Below are 17,474 nucleotides of genomic sequence, written 5' to 3'. Positions count from 1 at the left end.
ACTAAAGTTTCAGCAGTAAAACGGCTGTAGGCATGGGGTTTAACTAAGTGGATTTAAATTTTGGCGAACTGCGTGAACTGGTTGCTGCACTCAACCAAACAGATATTGCCGAACTTATTTTAAAAGGTGGCGATTTTGAGCTAACGCTGCGCAAGCAAACTGCGGTTGGCTCAGCAGTCGTTTTAGCTGATGGTGGTCTAGCGGGTAATGGCTCAACGCCTCCGGCAGTTTTGCCTGAAATGCCGCCAGCCCCGCCAGCCCCACCTGCCGCCGAGCGCGCACCCACTCTGGATCCAAATTTGGTAGAAATTACCTCCCCTATGGTGGGCACGTTCTACCGAGCGCCAGCGCCTGAGGAGCCGCCTTTTGTTGATGTCGGCGATCGCATTCAGAGTGGCCAAACGGTTTGCATTATCGAAGCAATGAAGCTGATGAATGAATTAGAGGCTGAAATTTCGGGTGAAATTGTTGAAATTTTAGTAGAAAATTCTGAACCCGTTGAGTTTGGTCAGGCGCTAATGCGGGTGCGGCCTGCCTAGACAGACTGCATCTCAATAATGCCCATCATGCCTTGATCTTCATGATCGAGGATATGGCAGTGATAAACGGTTTTGCCTGCATAGTCTGCAAACCGTACGCGTATCACTACTTCTTCGTAGGCTTTAATGGCGACCACATCTTTCCAGGCTAAGGGGGTAACGGGTTGGCCGTTGCGGCTAATGACCTGAAACCGATTGGTATGTAGATGAAAAGGATGATCCATTCCAGCTCGGTTGATGATGTGCCAATCTTCAACGCTGCCAAGCTGTACGGGGGTATCTACACGCTCTGGGGCGAAGGCTCGGCCATTGATTAAGAAAGGCGCGCCCGTATGGTGGTCGATGCCGTGATCCAGTACGAATTCTCGTTTGATGGATGGCTGTGGCAGCGGGTCGAGCGCTAATAGCTGTTGCGGTAAGGGCTGGGGTTCAACGCGATCGCCATATTCAATATGGGCGATCGCCTGAGGCTGAGCTAACCTGCCGCCCATCATGCCGTCGCCGCCCATCATGCCGCCCATCATATCCATGATGCCGCGATCGTAGGGTAGGTTCATCAAGGCATACTCGCTGGGTTGGCGATCGCCTTGAATCAGCACTTCAGCCCGTTCCCCCGGCGCGAGGATAAGTTCTTCTAGGGCGACGGGGGCAGCTAGTGGGCTACCATCCGTCGCAATTAGATGGAGTAAGTGCTGGTTGAGAGCCAGTCGATAAATGCGAGAGGCCGAAGCATTCAACAAGCGCAGACGCAGTAGCCCACCTGTTGGCAAGCGAAAGCGCGGCTGACTTTGACCATTAACGGTAATTAGCTCACCCTGTCGGCCCCAGCGTTGGAACATAGGGCTAGGAGGTTGGATTTGCCCCCGTCGATTCAAAGCAAAATCTTGTAAAACCAATAGAGCTTCTGCCGCTGCCTTGATTTCGGGTAGCTCATCTAGGCCACCGCGCACCAGAATCGGAGCCGCCAGTCCACCAAAAACCTGCTCAGCAACGACGCCATGTACATGGGGATGATACCAGGCGAGGCCAGCCGGATGGTCAATCGGTAGGGTAAATTCGTAGGTTGCCGTCTCACCAGGTGGAACGTGCCGAAAAACGTTGTCAGCGTTGCCGGTTGGCGGAATGTGCAAGCCATGAAAGTGCAAATTGGTGGGTTGTGATAGCGCATTGTGAAAACGCAACTGTAGCGTGTCGCCAGGGGCTATTTCCAACAAAGGCCCAGGTACCTGAGCGTTATAGCTGAGCAGGGTGGCTGGCTGACCTGCTAGTGAAAGGCGGCTTGACTGCGCTACGAGGTCTGCTGTCAAAACGCCTGCTTGGCTGACAAATCTCTGAGCTGTAGAAGCCATAGGCGATCGCCTCGCGCATTGAGACAACCCAGCAGCGCCAATGGCAGTTGTACTGAGAGCGAGAAACTGGCGACGGTTCATAGTCAAACTTGAAAACCAGTGACAATTGATTGAGCCTTGACAATTCAAGCATTGTCGCTAAAGGTGGTAGAAGGCTGAGGGCAGAAGGAAAGCTTTTCTGTCAGCGGCTTTCAGCTATTTGAGCGTCTCAGCGCTGGCGGCTACGGCTCTAAAGTCAGAACGTAGAATTAAAGCTTTTCTGGCAGCGGCTTGCAGCAGTTTAAATATCTCCACCCTAATGGCTAATGCTGTGAAGGCTTTTCTAAGCATAAACAATCCAGTTAAGGGGAGAGTTAAGCCTAAAAAGGACTTTGTTGAAAGCAGTAAGCTAAAGAGAGAAAGACTGCCAAATTCTCAATTAATCCAAAACCATGCTGGCTCAAGAATCTCAATTTCTAAAGATTGGTGAAGTCCATCAGCAAAGCCAGGTGCCTATCAAAACCATTCGCTATTACGAAGAATTGGGGTTGATTCAGTCTGCTAGACGCACTCGTGGGGGGTTTCGGCTCTTTTGGCCGGAAGTTTTAACGCGGCTTGCTTTTATTAAACAAGCTCAAAGTTTAGGGTTAAGCCTGCAAGAAATTGGGGAAATTCTGGCGCTACACGACCAGGGACAAATTCCCTGCCAGACCGTACGACAAAAATTTCAGCAAAAAATTGTTGCGATTAATGACCGAATTGAACAACTCACTCAACTCAAAAATCAGTTGACGCATCTGTTAGATCAAGCCACGCCAACAACGCTAACGGATGAGCAAATCTGCCCCATTATTGAAAGTCATTAGCTTGCTTAAACTTTTTGTCGCTTTGTCAGTCTCGGGTGGGTAAATAGAGGGAAGTAAGCCATTCGAGCCTTATGCAGCCATCTGTTGTTATCTATCGCGATCAGATTCTGCCCTATTCAGAAACATTTATTCCGGCTCAAGTTGAACACTTCTGCAGGCACAAAGGCTTTTATGTGGGGACGACCACTTTTTCGCAGGCTTGCTTTCCCTTACCCAGCGATCGCCAAATTGTTCTAGATCAATGTGTTGAGCAGTCTAAACTTTGGAAAAACCTTTATATGCGCCTGGGCATTGCCCACCCTCATTGGTTCAACCAGATTAAAGCTCTCTCGCCTCAGCTCATTCATGCTCATCTGGGTCTAGATGGTGTTTTGGCAATGCCTTTGGCTAAGCAGTTGCAGATTCCGCTGGTGGTTACGTTTCATGGCTATTATGCAACAGCAGAAGTCAGCTTAGCTTACCAGGTGCCGACTCTATTGACCGGGTTTACATCTCTCATTCATCGGCAGCGTTTTTACCCCACCTTGTTTTATCGACAACGCTCAAAGCTTTTTCAAACGGCTGATCAGATCATTGCGGTTTCAGAATTTATTCGCGATCGCTTAATCAAGCGGGGCTGCCCGCCGGAAAAAATTCAGGTACATTACATCGGTATTGACCTTAGCCAGCTCACCCCAAAGCCAATGGTGCCGAGACAGCCTATTGTTTTATTTGTCGGTCGTTTGGTTGAAAAGAAAGGCTGCGAATATTTGATTCAAGCAATGGCTCATGTGCAGGCTGAGCGGCCTGACTGCGAACTGGTGTTGATTGGTGATGGTTTTCAGCGATTGGCTTTGGAAGCGTTGGCGGCTAAATGTCTCAAATCTTATCGTTTTTTAGGTTTTCAGCCCCCTGAAACAGTCCGTAGCTGGATGAATCGAGCAGCGGTACTGGCTGCCCCTAGCGTCACAGGTCAGCAAGGCGACTCAGAAGGCTTGCCTATTGTTATTTTAGAAGCCCAGGCTATGGGCTTACCGGTAGTGAGTTCTTGGCACGCAGGCATTCCGGAAGCCGTCGAGCATGAAAAAACCGGGTTTTTGGCACCTGAAAAAGACACCCAGGCGATCGCTGCTTACCTGCTAACGCTATTAAATGACGAAAACTTACGCAATGTAATGGCCGCTCAGGGTCGCCAAAAGATAGAACGTCAGTTTGATATTCGCCAGAATACTCAAACCCTAGAAACTCTTTACGACACGCTTAAACAAAAAAAGGGAATGGCGACAAGTGCCATTCCCCTTACTTAAGTTACTTACTAACGTATCTAGCTAGGATGCTAAGGGCGATCGCTTAACCCAGCTCAGTTTGATCATCGATTAAACCATCCCCATCATCAAACAGCGCTGAGTAGCCGTTGTGGGGGCGACGCTGACCCTCTTCACGACCAATGATTTCACCCGAAAAACCCTCCAAACTAGAGTCCAGGCTGTAAGACCGAGCCGTTTGGTCATCTAACACTACGTCTTGCAAGTCTAAACCGTCATCTAACAAGGCGCTTTCTAAAGACGCATCGAGATCGGCTGCCATCGGTTCCTCGTAGGCATTGAATCCGGTACCCGCTGGAATTAACCGACCAATGATGACGTTTTCTTTAAGCCCCCGTAGCCAGTCAGACTTACCTTCAATCGCGGCCTCTGTGAGTACACGGGTCGTCTCTTGGAAGCTGGCTGCCGAAATAAAGCTGTCGGTATTGAGCGAGGCTTTAGTAATCCCTAGCAGCATGGGCGTATATTCAGCCGGAGCGCCTCCGGTGATTGACATGGCCTCATTAACTTGTTCAACCTGGTGAATTTCAACTAGCTCACCCGGCAACATCGTCGTATCTCCCCCATCGTCGATCCGGGCTTTAGAAGTCATCTGACGCACAATCACTTCGATGTGCTTGTCAGCAATATCAATACCTTGAGATTGGTAAACCGACTGGACTTCGTTGACCAAGAAGTTTTGCACTCGTTGCAGGCTGTGTAGCGCTGCTTCGTGAGTGCCCATACCTTCGCTAGAGTAGAACTTGAAGAAGACTTCTAAAATCTGGTGCGGATTGGCAGGGCCATCGGTTAAGGGTTCAGCTGTACTGACAATCTGGCCATCCGACACCAAAACGTTTTGTCCCGGACTGATGGGATATTCAGTCACCACGCCATCGTCTTCGACAATTTTTACCTCAACGGTTTCATCATCGCTATAGACTACCTGAGCTTCTCCGGGTCGCTCAGCCAAAATACAGGCTTCTTTCGGCTTCCGGGCTTCTAAAAGTTCTTCAATTCTCGGTAGACCCTGGATGATATCTCCCGTTTTAGCCCGTTCAAAGACCAGCAGTACCAAGCTATCGCCCCGTTGTACCAGGTCACCATCTTCAATGTGTAAGACGGCTCCGGTAGAGACGCGATAAGGACGGGCAATCCGCAGCACAATACTAGAGTCGGTTGTACTGACGACTTGTCCTGACTCTTCTGCTACTAAGCCAGGGGCAATTTCCGAACCCGCCACGACAAGATGCCCGGTCGCAACCCCTGGCGTTTGATCTGTCGAGACGGTAAAGAGGTCTTCATCGCGAACGACGAGAATCCGGCGAATGGCTTCAACGCCTTCGCGAATGCCTCGAACTTCACCCGTAATTTTGCACTGAATCTCAGTTCGAGCAATGACGGCACCGGGGTCAATTTGCTCACCGTCTTCTACGAGCAAGCGCGTTTGCGTACTTCCCTGCGTTTGATCGGCAATGATGTCGCGGCGAATCACCAGAGATTCTAGAATCACTAGCTGTAGACGCATAACCTCTGCATCAGATTCGTCTTCAACTAGCTCAATGTCGGCGGCGAGTTGGGGGGCATCTTCGTCAATTTCCAGCACTAGCTGGGTTCTAACTAAGTCCAACCCTTCTACAGACTTAACGCGCTCACCATCTTTAAAGGGAATTCGCTGAATAGCTCGCAGCCGAATAGCGCTATCGCTACTGTCGCTGACAGAGTCTTGGCTGGGTACAGAGGGGCGGTCTGGAACCGTAAATTCGGTGACCGGACGAAGCAACAAGGCTGGCCCTTCTGGCGTTTCTACATACTCCACATAGCGCAGGTCATCGACGGTTAGACCGGGCATGACTTCTTCACCCGCAGTCGCCAAAGCGCCATCTTTGTCCATGACATCTTCGGGCGAATCTACCATGTGTAGATCCCCTGGCTTGATCACAATTTCTCGCAGGATGTCATTTTTCTGCGTCACTTCAACCACGCCATTGCTCTGACAGAAAATGTCTTTGACAACTTCGGTGCCTGCTTCGACAAATTGACCATCTTCTACTAAAAGCAGCGAGATGTCTTTATTCACCTCGTGGGCTTCTTCAGGAATCCAAAGCAAAGTGCCGCCCTGAACGACTTCGTATCCTTGCTTTGCTTTGCCGCGCTTGGCGACTTCCACCCCAGAGTACTTTAAGATGCCGCCTGTGTTGGTGTGGTAGCGATCGTCTTCTAATTCAGCGACAACCTGGCCGTGACTGACTTTGGTGCCGGGGGTGGCGATCAGTGAAAATCGCTGTCCACCAATGGTTTCGATCACATAGTGTTCTCGTCCTTGGCCGCTTTCGATTTTGACTTCAGCTTTGTCAAGCAGCACAGAAGCGGTGATGATTTCAACTTCTCGCCCTCCTTTACCGTCAGACGTTTGGGGTAGACGAACGACACCCCCACGTTCGGTGACGAGTTTGGTTTCAGCAATGATGCCGTCAGCTTCAATGCGATCGCCGTTTTTAACAACTGGTTCTGCACCCGGTGGGAGGTTATAGACTTCACCGGAAAGTACCCACAACAAACCACCCCGCTGAGCTAGGCGTGTGGTGTTTCCCTGGCGATCTTTCTTTTCCTCTTGGTAAAGACCGTCAAACAGTACCTCACCCGATAGGTCTGAGGTAACGTCTTTGCTGGCTTTTTCGGTTACTTTACGCACGCGGCTCATGGAAGGCATTTCGGCCAAGACCTGAGCCTTTTTAACCGATTCGCCGTCTCGCACAAACAGGGTGGCTCCCTGAGGCAAACTAAAAGTCTGTTTTTTGCCTGAGTTCAGCTCAACCGTAATTTCAGCACTTTTAGATTCGATTACAAAGGCGTCGTCACCGTGGCGGGTTCGGAAAGCCCGTGTTCTCAAACGCTTTTCGGGAAATCTGACTTTACCTTCGGCTTTGGCAAAAATCTCAGGGGCTTTTTCACCCGTGAAGACCCCACCGGTATGGAATGTCCGCATGGTTAGCTGCGTACCTGGTTCACCAATGGACTGAGCGGCAATAATTCCTACCGCTTCGCCTAGATCAACCATGTGGGAGTGGGCTAAGCTCCAGCCGTAGCAGCGCTGACAAACTGAACGTGCGGCTTCGCAAGTGAGGGCTGAACGCACCTCAACTTCTTCGACACCTGCTTGAGCGATCGTTTCCGCTAAGTCGTCTGAAATGTCTTGATTGCGTTCTGCAATCAGTTCACCCGTTTTGGGATGCACCACTTCTTTGGCCAAGACCCGACCGAGCAGTCGATCTTGTAGCGGAATTTGAACGCGATCGCCATCCGTCATGCTAGTGAGCGGAATACCCCGTTCCGTACCGCAGTCTAATTCCCGAATAATGACATCCTGGGAAACATCGACAAGACGGCGGGTCAGATAGCCAGAGTCTGCCGTTCTCAGAGCCGTATCAACCAAACCCTTCCGAGCACCATAAGAAGAAATGACGTACTCAGTAACCGTCAGCCCTTCGCGGAAATTGGTTTTAATCGGTAAGTCAATGATTTCACCCTGCGGATTCGCCATCAACCCACGCATCCCTACCAGCTGACGAACCTGAGAAATGTTACCTCTGGCTCCTGAAAAGGCCATCATGTAAACTGAGTTCAGCGGGTTGTTCGATTTAAAGTTGCGAACAACCTCATCCTTTAGCTCTTCGCTCGTTCCGTTCCAGGTATCGATTACCTTTTGGAATCGCTCAACTTCGGTGATTTCACCACGGGTATAGCGCTCTTCCGTAATGCGAATATCTTCTTCTGCTGCCTCCAGCATTTCTTTCTTCTTAGGCGGCACCTGCAGATCAGCCACGCTAATAGAAACCCCGGCGCGGGTAGCATACTTAAAGCCCAAGTCTTTCACAAGGTCAGCCATCTGGGCTGTCCGGGCTGTGCCATAGTTTGCAAATGACCAGGTCACGAGCTTTTTCAACTGCTTTTTGTCAATCACCCGATTGCGAAACAGCATCGGAGTGGATTGATTGGAACCTTGCTGCTCTGACATCTTAATTTCCTTACCCTTCGCTCTATTCTCTTCAAAGGTGTTGCCGTCAACTGCCAAATCTAGCGGCTGCGCTAGCTAGCCAATGCATCGTGAATGGTTTTGTTGTAGATAATGCGACCCGGCGTAGTCCGCACATACTGGGAAATAAGCTGTCCTTCGGCATCTTCGCGAACCCGGCGATCGCTGTATTCCCGCACTACGCTGCCATCTGCTGCCTTTTCTTCTTTCACCAATGATTCTGTCCCCTCGGATTCAACCGGGCCATCGAAGCGCAACCAAACCTTAGCGTGCAAGTCTACCAGCCCTTGCTCATAGGCAATAATGGCATCTTCCATACTGGCAAAATAGCGTCCAGCTCCTTTCTGTTGATAAGGATTGTCAGCCGTTAAGTAGTAACAGCCCAAAACCATATCTTGGCTAGGGGTAATAATCGGTCGCCCAGTCGCAGGAGAAAGAACGTTGTTCGACGCCAGCATCAGCAGCCGCGCCTCAGCTTGAGACTCTAACGACAACGGCACATGCACCGCCATTTGGTCACCATCAAAGTCAGCGTTAAAGGCAGGACAAACCAGCGGATGCAGTTGAATAGCGCGTCCTTCCACCAAAATTGGCTCAAAAGCTTGAATACCTAAACGGTGCAAAGTTGGCGCTCGGTTCAGCATCACAGGGTGACTTTCGATCACCTCCTCCAACACATCCCAAACTTGGGGATCATTGCGTTGAATCAGCTTCTTCGCTGCTTTAATATTGTTGACCAAGCCCTGCCGAATCAAGCGATGAATCACAAAGGGCTGAAATAGCTCAATTGCCATCTCACGCGGCAAGCCGCATTGGTGAATCTTCAGTTTTGGGCCTACGACAATGACTGAACGGCCTGAGTAGTCTACCCGCTTACCCAATAGGTTTTGGCGGAATCGTCCCTGTTTCCCTTCAATAATGTCGGAGAGAGACTTGAGGGGACGATTGTTTGCTCCAACAACAGTGCGGCCTCGACGACCATTATCAATCAGCGCATCAACCGCTTCTTGAAGCATCCGCTTTTCATTACGGACAATAATTTCAGGTGCCAAAATCTCTTGCAGCCTTGCCAATCGGTTGTTGCGATTAATCACCCGCCGATAAAGGTCGTTAAGGTCAGAGGTTGCAAACCGACCGCCATCTAGCTGCACCATAGGCCGTAAGTCAGGTGGGATGACCGGAATGACGTCGAGTACCATCCATTCGGGTTTAGATCCAGTGGCGACAAAGTTGTCAATGACGCGCAAGCGCTTAATCAGCTTTGCCCGCTTTTGGCCTTTGGCAGTGGTAATTTCTTCCCGCAGCTTTTCGGCTTCTCCCTCCAAGTCGAGGTCTTCTAGCAGCCGTTGCAAGGCTTCTGCCCCAATACCGACTTCAATTCCCGCCAGTTGAGAATCTTCATCGTAAAGCTGATCTTCAATCTCCATCCACTGCTCTTCGGTCAGCAGTTGTTTGTAAGACAGGTTTTCAGCATTACCTGCATCTAAAACGACATAGGCATTGAAGTAGACAATTTGCTCAACATCCCGTAAGGGCATGTCTAACAAAATAGCCATATAGCTGGGAATACCTTTGAGGTACCAAACGTGAGTAACCGGAGCCGCTAACTTGATATATCCCATGCGGTGACGCCGCACGCGTGACTCGGTTACCTCAACCCCGCAGCGCTCACACACAATACCCCGGTGGCGCACACGCTTGTATTTACCGCAATGACACTCCCAATCTTTGGCTGGCCCAAAAATTCGCTCACAAAAGAGGCCATCCATTTCAGGCTTGAGCGTACGGTAGTTAATGGTTTCTGGCTTGGTCACTTCTCCCACAACCATGCCATTGGGAAGGGTGCGCTCTCCCCACTGACGGATGCGCTCTGGAGAAGCCAAACCGATTTTGACATAGTCAAATCGCTGTTCTAGCTTAGGCATTCTTGGCAACTTCCTTACGACTAAGTGCTTAACGCTGCAAATAAGGGGGCTAAGAGAAGAGCTTATTCTCCTCTCTTAGCGAAGTGAGGGGATTACTCGGAAACCTCTTCGAGTTCTTCTCGGGTGATGGATTCGTAAGTAGGACGTGAAGGCGTCCGTCGATTACTCACATCTGCCATCAGATCTACCTCTACATCTCGACTAGTACCGTCTTCACGCGTCTCTAGCTTGTGGACAGCAATATCTAGACACAAGGATTGCAGTTCTCGCATCAGCACCTTGAAAGATTCTGGTGTACCCGGACGAGGAATAGCCTTGCCTTTGACGATCGCATTAAGCGCTTCATTGCGTCCTTGCATGTCGTCTGACTTGACCGTGAGCAGTTCTTGCAACGTGTAGGCGGCTCCAAAAGCTTCTAGTGCCCACACCTCCATCTCGCCAAACCGCTGGCCGCCTTGTTGAGCCTTACCACCTAGAGGCTGCTGCGTCACTAGCGAATATGGCCCGGTCGAGCGAGCATGAATTTTGTCGTCTACTAGGTGAACTAGCTTCAGCATGTAGGCTTTGCCCACCGTCACGGGTCGATCAAAAGGATCCCCGGTTCGTCCGTCATAAAGCTGAATTTTGCCCGGATCATCGGGGTTGAAAACCCAATCGTTTCCTGTGGATTCTCGGGCTTCTTGCAGTTTGCCGTGGGTTGTATTGCGAGAAGCCTCTTCTCCGTACATTTCATCAAAAGGGGTTACCTTAAAGCGAACGTCCAAGTTTTCGGCAGCCCAACCTAAAAGACATTCAAACACCTGACCCACGTTCATCCGAGAGGGAACACCGAGCGGGTTAAGCACAATGTCAATGGGCTTGCCATCCGGTAGATAGGGCATATCTTCGATGGGTAAGATCCGCGAAATAATTCCCTTGTTGCCGTGACGTCCAGCCATCTTGTCACCGACTTGAATCTTACGTTTTTGGGCAACATAGACGCGAACAACCATGTTAGCCCCTGGCGGCAGTTCATCACCCTGCTCACGCGTGAAGACTCGCACATCGACAACGCGGCCTTTTTCACCATTAGGAACTCGCAGCGAGTTGTCGCGGACGTCTCGTGCTTTTTCTCCAAAGATAGCCCGCAAGAGCTTTTCTTCAGGGGGTTGATCGGATTCGCCTTTAGGGGTTACTTTACCGACGAGAATGTCGCCAGATTCCACCCAGGCCCCAATACGAATGATGCCTGTTTCATCTAACTGGCGCAGAGCATCTTCACCGACGTTAGGGATCTCGCGGGTGATTTCTTCCGGGCCTAGCTTGGTTTGACGCGCCTCAATTTCATATTTTTCAATGTGAATGGAGGTGTAAACATCGTCATAAACGAGGCGTTCGCTGATGAGAATGGCGTCCTCGTAGTTGTAACCTTCCCAGGGCATGTAGGCAACTAGAACGTTTTGCCCCAAGGCAATTTCGCCCCCTTCGGCGGCAGACCCATCGGCAATTACCTGACCTGCAACAACGCGATCGCCTTTAAAGACAATGGGCCGCTGATTTAAGCAGGTATCTTGGTTAGAGCGCTGATACTTTTGCAGGTAGTAGGTGTTCTCTTCACCTTGCGGGCTACGAATAGAAATGCGATTGGCATCAACAAAAGTGACTTCACCCTCGGTACGGCTGACGATAACCATTCCTGAGTCTCTGGCGGCTTGAGCTTCTAGACCTGTGCCCACTAGAGGCCGTTCGGGTCGCAGTAGCGGTACCGCCTGACGTTGCATGTTTGAACCCATCAAGGCGCGGTTAGCGTCGTCATGCTCTAAAAAGGGAATTAGAGAAGTCGCTACCGAGATAATTTGAACTGGCGAAACGGCCACATAGTCTACTTCAGAAGGAGCCGTAGTGGTAAAGTCTTGGCGGTAGCGAACTGGAACTTGGTCGCCTAGAATTCGATTCTCCGCATCAATAGGGACGTCACCGGGGGCTACGCGCAGATCATCTTCTTCATCGGCAGTCATATAAATAGGCGCTTGATCTTTGAGAATGCGACCATTTTCAACTTTGAAAAAGGGCGTCTCAATAAAGCCAAAGTCATTCACCTTACCGTGGGTTGCCAGAGAGCCGATCAAACCCGCGTTAGGGCCTTCTGGCGTTTCAATCGGGCAGATACGACCATGATGAGAGGGGTGAATATCTCGGACTGCAAACCCAGCCCGTTCGCGAGTAAGACCACCTGGGCCAAGCGCACTGAGACGCCGCTTATGGGTCAGCTCAGCCAATGGATTGGTTTGATCCATAAATTGGGAAAGCTGGCTGGAACCAAAGAACTCTTTGATCGCTGCCACCAGAGGCTTCGGGTTGACTAAAGAAGCGGGTGTTAGCGAATCAGCATCTGAAACCGTCATTCGTTCTCGAATGATGCGCTCTAAACGGTTGAGGCCGACGCGTACCTGGTTTTGGAGTAACTCACCGACAGAGCGTACCCGCCGATTTCCCAGATGGTCGATATCGTCAATGTTGCCGATATCAAACTCAAGGTTAATTAGATAGTCAACTGCTGCCAGAATGTCTTGCGGGGTCAGTACCCGAACCGTATCTGGAATGTTGAGACGCAGCTTACGGTTGAGCTTGTAGCGACCGACTTTGCCCAGATCATAGCGCTTAGGTTCAAAGAAGCGAGAATCTAGCAGTTGTTGCCCGCCAGAAACGGTTGGTGGCTCACCGGGACGCAGCTTGCGATAGAGTTCTAAGAGAGCTTCTTCTTCGCTAAACTGGCCTTCTTTTTCAATCGTTTTCTGAAAATATTCAGGATGGCGCAGCGCATCGAAAATCTCGCTATCGCTGAGTCCTAAGGCTTTGAGCAAAATTTGAGCTGAAAGCTTACGGGTTTTGTCAATCCGCACCCAAACCAAGCCGTTTTTATCCGTCTCAAATTTTAACCAGGCACCTCGGTTAGGAATTAGATTGGCGTTGTAAGTCCGACGCCCATTTTTATCAGTTTCCGACTTGTAATAAACACCAGGGCTGCGGACAATTTGATTGACGATAACCCGCTCGGCTCCGTTGATGATGAAGGTGCCGCGATCGGTCATCAAAGGCAGATCCCCAATAAAAACTTCTTGCTCTTTGATTTCTCCCGTTTCTTTGTTAATTAAACGAGTGGGGACGTACATTTGCACCGCATAGGTACTGTCACGCCGTTTAGCTTCGTCAACGTCGTATTTAGGACTTTTCAGCCTGTATTCTTTGCCGAGAAAATGCAGTTCTAACTTACCGGTGTAGTCTGTAATGGGAGAAAAGCTGTCAAGTTCCTCAATCAGGCCCTCTTCCAAGAACCAGCGAAAACTAGAACGCTGAATTTCTACCAGATCCGGTAGAACAAAAACGGGAGTTTGATAGGTTTGATCAGTCATGCCTCTCCTCAACAGGTCGTGCCCTGGACTTCAGTAAAGCGTGCAGCGGTTAGATGGTTTGACTTTAGGCAACCGCTTAGCGACCACTACAGGTGGTCTTCAAAAATAGCTACAGCCGCACAAACGGCGAACTTGACAAAAAATATGCATTTGCAACCGGGCTAGGGGGGTTGCTCAACCGTGATCCCTCCAAAAACAAAGCTTCATAAGCTCACAAAAATATAAACGCCTTCGACACTGAAATTAAAATCACCTTGGCTGCGCCAGATAAGAATAATCAAGCTCAAGTAAGCGAGTTCAGATTCAAACGCCTGCCCTGCATACGGTTTGCATCTGAGTATCTGTAAACCAAGCTTATGCAATCAAAGATTTGATCCATTAGAACCCCCAAAAATGTTTTGGGCGGCGAGGGCGATCGCTTCAATTTAGACAGCAAGCGATAGTCCAAATAAACGACAGGCGTTTTCAGTGGTTTGTTGAGCGATGACATCAGGTGAGGTTTCTCTAATCTGGGCGATCGCATCGGCTACATAGCGCACGTAGGCTGGTTGGTTGCGCCGCTCTTTACGCTTTGGCACGGGGCTTAAAAACGGGCAGTCAGTTTCAATCAATAGGCGATCGCAGGGGACTATCTGTGCCGCAGCTTTCACCTGATGGGCATTCTTAAAGGTAACAATGCCACTAAAACTAATGTAAAACCCTAAGTCTAGAAACCATTGTGTCTCGCTAGGTGTGCCCGACCAGCAATGCATCACCCCTTGAACTGGCCCCACCTCCTGCCAAAACCGCTTAAGCAGCCGAACCATTGGCTCAGCCGCTTCTCGGCAATGAATAATAACGGGCAGATCAAGCGCCTTCGCAATTTGAAGCTGAGCCCACAACGCCGCCTCTTGCACCTCCCGATCCTCAGCCTTGTAAAAGTCCAGCCCGGTTTCACCAATCGCAACCACCCGCTCGTCAGACTCAGCCAGTGCCCTGATACGCGCTGGCATGGAGGCTTCCCATTTGTCCATATCTAGCGGATGAAGCCCCACGGCAAAAGAGACTTCAGGAAAGCGATTGGCGATCGCTTGAATACCCGAAAATTCATCAGGCTCCACACACGAATGAACCAGACGAACAACCCCTGCTTGTCTCCAAGCTAAAGCGACTTCGTCTAGATCTGACTGAAAAGAGTCGAAATTAATATGAACGTGTGTATCAATTAGTGGCATAGTGACCAGATCACTGCTTTAGAAGAGAACCGCGAAATCAGCGGTATCTTCTAAGAAGCAGCGGGCTGGTCGTGCCGCTTGAGTGCATGCGCCAGACGAGACTTCCGTCTTGCCCCTGAGTTTGGATGTAAAACGCCTCGCTTAACGGCTTTGTCAATTTTGCTGTAAACCGCTGCCATATGTTCTTGAACCGTCTGCATGTTCTCCGCAGATGGCTCAGCCGCATAAGTATCAACTGCGGCGAGATATCGCTTGGTTAAGGTTTTCACCGCAGATTTGTAAGATTTGTTGTGCAGACGGTTACGCTCTGCAATTTGGATACGCTTAATCGCAGACTTAATATTTGCCACAGTCAGCCCTAGTCTAATTAGATTATCACCGGATAAATAATCATAGCACTTCTCTTGGGCTTGTGTTATACCGCAACGAAAATTCGCGCTAAGCTATAGATCGTTAAGGATGGCATGCTCCGGTTGCTTCTTCTGAATTAGGGAGCGGCTGAGCCGACTCTCCCAGCGGTAATCTTCGAAGTTAGTTTTCCCACTATCCTGCTGTAATGCTGCGAATTATTCATCAGTTGGCTGAGGCAAAGGCAGAACTTCAGCGTATTTGTTCACGAACCCACGACAGTCAGGTCGTGCACAAAGAGGCGACGGTTAGGGAGGTACTTCAGACTGTTAAACGGCTTGGCGATCAGGCGCTTTTGCATTACACGGCAGAATTTGATCGTCAAACTTTGAGCCGAGAGCAGCTGAGGGTGCGAGGTTCGGAATTAGATGCGGCTTACCAGCAGGTTTCAAAAAAGCTGTTAGACGCTATTCAGTTAGCCTGTCGCAATATTGAGCAGTTTCATCGGCAGCGAATGCCTAAAAGCTGGGTGAATTTTGGCGAAAATGAAATCGTTCTAGGCAAGCGCTATACACCCGTTGACTGTGCTGGTATTTATGTACCGGGAGGACGGGCCGCTTATCCCAGTACCGTGTTGATGAATGCCATTCCGGCGAAGGTGGCTGGGGTTCTGCGGTTAGTCATGGTAACCCCACCGGGTGAAGGGGGCGCTCTCAATCCGGCTGTGCTGGTGGCTGCTCAAGAGGCGGGCGTACAGGAAATTTATCGGGTGGGCGGGGCACAGGCGATCGCGGCTCTGGCCTATGGCACTGAAACCATTCCTAAGGTGGACGTGATTACTGGCCCTGGCAACATTTATGTCACCCTGGCTAAAAAGCTGGTTTATGGCGCAGTGGGGATTGACTCGCTAGCAGGACCTTCGGAAGTTTTAGTCATTGCCGATCACACTGCTGAACCTGCCCATGTGGCGGCAGATTTGCTAGCCCAAGCTGAACACGATCCTTTGGCAGCGGCTATCTTGATTACGCCGGATGCTGAACTGGCGCAACAGGTGGCGGCTGAAGTAGAACGTCAGCTTGTTGATCATCCCCGGCAAACATTAACCGAAAAAGCGATCGCCCACTATGGTATTGCCATTGTCGTAGATACGCTAAAAACGGCGGCTGAGCTTTCAAATGAATTTGCTCCAGAACATTTAGAGCTAGAAGTTGACGATCCCTGGCAGCTTTTAGAGCATATTCGGCACGCGGGCGCTATTTTCTTAGGTCACTCAACGCCAGAAGCAGTAGGTGATTATTTAGCAGGGCCTAATCATACCTTACCGACTTCGGGCACTGCTCGTTATGCGTCAGCGCTCGGAACTGAGACGTTTATGAAGCACTCTAGCTTGATTCAGTATTCACCTCAGGCACTGCAGCAAGTCGCCGGAGCCATTGATGCCCTGACTGCGGCAGAAGGGCTACCCTCTCATGGTGCTTCCGTCCGGCTACGGACACAAACCAATCCAGAAAATCCGAATCATCCCCCCTTCGAAGCTGGGGATTCGGCTACAAGCTAAAGGGATTGCAGGTGAATGACGGCATAGCCGCCCATGTCCGCTAAAATTACCCTGAACTTGGTTTAGTAGGGTTAGTAGGAAAAATCTCTGTGCTGTTTAACACAATTCTGGTGGCGCTTGACGACTCAGCGATAGGGGAGCCAATGATGCAGGTTTTCTCACAACTGCAGCTCTCGTCTAAAGCCAAGATTATTTTGACCCACGTAGTCACGAGCGATCGCCCCGACGATCAAGCCGATCGCCCCAAAGCAGAAGGTCAAGATTTATACCACCGAATTGAACAACAGCTCAAAGCTTATCGAGAGGCTTTACCCTGTACCAGCGAACTAGAAATTGTCACGGGTGATCCTGTCGAAGAAATTATTAGACTGGCCAATATTTATCAAAGCGATTTGATTGTTCTGGGTAGTCGGGGCTTAACCGGGCTTAGCCGCATTCTTCAAGGTTCCGTGAGTGGTCAAGTTGTCGCTGAGGCTCCTTGTTCGGTTCTAGTGATCAAAGCTAATCGGGAAAGCACTCAAAAACCATAGCTCACCATTAGTCAACGCTCAGCAGGGGAGCTTCTAGCTGCTGGCGTAACTTAAACAGGTTGAAGGTCTGACCCAAGTTAAGCGGCAACAGAGAAACGCCTTCTATATGAGATTGCAGCCATCCTTCTCCCCAGTACCAGTGATGGAAACCATCAATTCCACCGCAAAGCAAAAGTTCTAAACGATTGCTAGAAACCGTTTCAACCTGATGTTGAATTTCAATTGGCCCAATATAGCTGCTGAAAATTAGACCAGGTGTTAGCTCTGTCGGCAGTCCGGTTGAGAATCGCTGCGGCCACATCCACTGACGAAATTGAGCGGGAAAAACTAATTTTTCCCGAATGGCCGTTTCAGGGGCATCGACCTCAATGCGTAAATTGCTCTGCTGAAATGTCCCTAACATAGCGGCTCTAAGGGGGATTCTAACTGCATTTCTAGTATGACAGAAGCCTTCA

At 50.1% G+C, this 17,474-nt stretch carries 12 protein-coding genes; 5 read left to right on the top strand and 7 right to left on the bottom strand.

Annotated features, from left to right (window positions below; translation table 11 throughout):
• Nucleotides 1–47: 47 nt before the first annotated feature.
• Nucleotides 48–539 (top strand): acetyl-CoA carboxylase biotin carboxyl carrier protein, encoded by a 492-nt coding sequence (accB, locus tag ACTS3T_RS04010; protein ID WP_377964319.1) that lies wholly within the window; start codon nt 48–50, stop codon nt 537–539.
• On the opposite strand, the gene ACTS3T_RS04005 is transcribed toward accB, so the two are convergent.
• A complete protein-coding gene (locus ACTS3T_RS04005; protein WP_377964317.1) occupies nt 536–1,969 on the bottom strand; it encodes a multicopper oxidase family protein in 1,434 nt (477 codons plus the stop codon). The genes accB and ACTS3T_RS04005 overlap by 4 nt on opposite strands.
• 350 nt (nt 1,970–2,319) lie before the next feature.
• Between ACTS3T_RS04005 and ACTS3T_RS04000 the strand changes: the two genes are divergently transcribed.
• The gene (locus ACTS3T_RS04000) at nt 2,320–2,733 is read left to right on the top strand and encodes a heavy metal-responsive transcriptional regulator (RefSeq protein WP_377964315.1); all 414 of its coding nucleotides are present in this window, start codon (nt 2,320–2,322) and stop codon (nt 2,731–2,733) included.
• A gap of 71 nt (nt 2,734–2,804) precedes the next feature.
• Complete coding sequence (locus ACTS3T_RS03995; protein ID WP_377964313.1) at nt 2,805–4,019, top strand: glycosyltransferase; 1,215 nt, start codon at nt 2,805–2,807, stop codon at nt 4,017–4,019.
• Nucleotides 4,020–4,062: 43 nt separating this feature from the next.
• On the opposite strand, the gene ACTS3T_RS03990 is transcribed toward ACTS3T_RS03995, so the two are convergent.
• The 5 genes from ACTS3T_RS03990 to rpsT form a co-directional block, all read right to left on the bottom strand.
• Nucleotides 4,063–8,034, bottom strand: a complete 3,972-nt coding sequence (locus ACTS3T_RS03990) for a DNA-directed RNA polymerase subunit beta' (protein WP_377964311.1) — start codon at nt 8,032–8,034, stop codon at nt 4,063–4,065.
• Between the two features lie 71 nt (nt 8,035–8,105).
• Complete coding sequence (locus tag ACTS3T_RS03985) at nt 8,106–9,977, bottom strand: DNA-directed RNA polymerase subunit gamma (protein WP_377964309.1); 1,872 nt, start codon at nt 9,975–9,977, stop codon at nt 8,106–8,108.
• Between the two features lie 92 nt (nt 9,978–10,069).
• Complete coding sequence (gene rpoB, locus ACTS3T_RS03980; protein WP_377964307.1) at nt 10,070–13,369, bottom strand: DNA-directed RNA polymerase subunit beta; 3,300 nt, start codon at nt 13,367–13,369, stop codon at nt 10,070–10,072.
• Between the two features lie 425 nt (nt 13,370–13,794).
• Nucleotides 13,795–14,583: a TatD family hydrolase gene (locus ACTS3T_RS03975; protein WP_377964305.1), complete on the bottom strand. Its 789-nt coding sequence runs from the start codon at nt 14,581–14,583 to the stop codon at nt 13,795–13,797.
• A gap of 50 nt (nt 14,584–14,633) precedes the next feature.
• Nucleotides 14,634–14,933, bottom strand: a complete 300-nt coding sequence (rpsT, locus tag ACTS3T_RS03970) for a 30S ribosomal protein S20 (RefSeq protein WP_377964303.1) — start codon at nt 14,931–14,933, stop codon at nt 14,634–14,636.
• 206 nt (nt 14,934–15,139) lie between these two features.
• On the opposite strand from rpsT, the gene hisD reads away from it, so the two are divergent.
• Nucleotides 15,140–16,489, top strand: a complete 1,350-nt coding sequence (hisD, locus tag ACTS3T_RS03965; RefSeq protein ID WP_377964301.1) for a histidinol dehydrogenase — start codon at nt 15,140–15,142, stop codon at nt 16,487–16,489.
• A gap of 92 nt (nt 16,490–16,581) precedes the next feature.
• A complete protein-coding gene (locus ACTS3T_RS03960; RefSeq protein WP_377964454.1) occupies nt 16,582–17,019 on the top strand; it encodes a universal stress protein in 438 nt (145 codons plus the stop codon).
• A gap of 7 nt (nt 17,020–17,026) precedes the next feature.
• Here the strand turns inward: ACTS3T_RS03960 and ACTS3T_RS03955 are convergent, their stop codons facing one another.
• The gene (locus tag ACTS3T_RS03955; RefSeq protein ID WP_377964299.1) at nt 17,027–17,422 is read right to left on the bottom strand and encodes a hypothetical protein; all 396 of its coding nucleotides are present in this window, start codon (nt 17,420–17,422) and stop codon (nt 17,027–17,029) included.
• Nucleotides 17,423–17,474: the final 52 nt, after the last annotated feature.

The organism is Almyronema sp., assembly GCF_052168255.1.
GTDB classification, from domain to species: Bacteria; Cyanobacteriota; Cyanobacteriia; order Phormidesmidales; family Phormidesmidaceae; genus Sphaerothrix; species Sphaerothrix epifaneia.
Note: the sequence above shows the minus strand (reverse complement) of the source record. Positions and strands in the feature narration are given on the sequence as shown.

Coding starts and splice junctions, on each gene's coding strand:
- ACTS3T_RS03995 (WP_377964313.1), top strand. CDS start 2,805: ATGCAGCCATCTGTTGTTATCTATCGCGATCAGATTCTGCCCTATTCA.
- ACTS3T_RS03985 (WP_377964309.1), bottom strand. CDS start 9,977: ATGCCTAAGCTAGAACAGCGATTTGACTATGTCAAAATCGGTTTGGCT.
- ACTS3T_RS03955 (WP_377964299.1), bottom strand. CDS start 17,422: ATGTTAGGGACATTTCAGCAGAGCAATTTACGCATTGAGGTCGATGCC.
- ACTS3T_RS04005 (WP_377964317.1), bottom strand. CDS start 1,969: ATGAACCGTCGCCAGTTTCTCGCTCTCAGTACAACTGCCATTGGCGCT.
- ACTS3T_RS04000 (WP_377964315.1), top strand. CDS start 2,320: ATGCTGGCTCAAGAATCTCAATTTCTAAAGATTGGTGAAGTCCATCAG.
- hisD (WP_377964301.1), top strand. CDS start 15,140: ATGCTGCGAATTATTCATCAGTTGGCTGAGGCAAAGGCAGAACTTCAG.
- rpoB (WP_377964307.1), bottom strand. CDS start 13,369: ATGACTGATCAAACCTATCAAACTCCCGTTTTTGTTCTACCGGATCTG.
- ACTS3T_RS03975 (WP_377964305.1), bottom strand. CDS start 14,583: ATGCCACTAATTGATACACACGTTCATATTAATTTCGACTCTTTTCAG.
- ACTS3T_RS03990 (WP_377964311.1), bottom strand. CDS start 8,034: ATGTCAGAGCAGCAAGGTTCCAATCAATCCACTCCGATGCTGTTTCGC.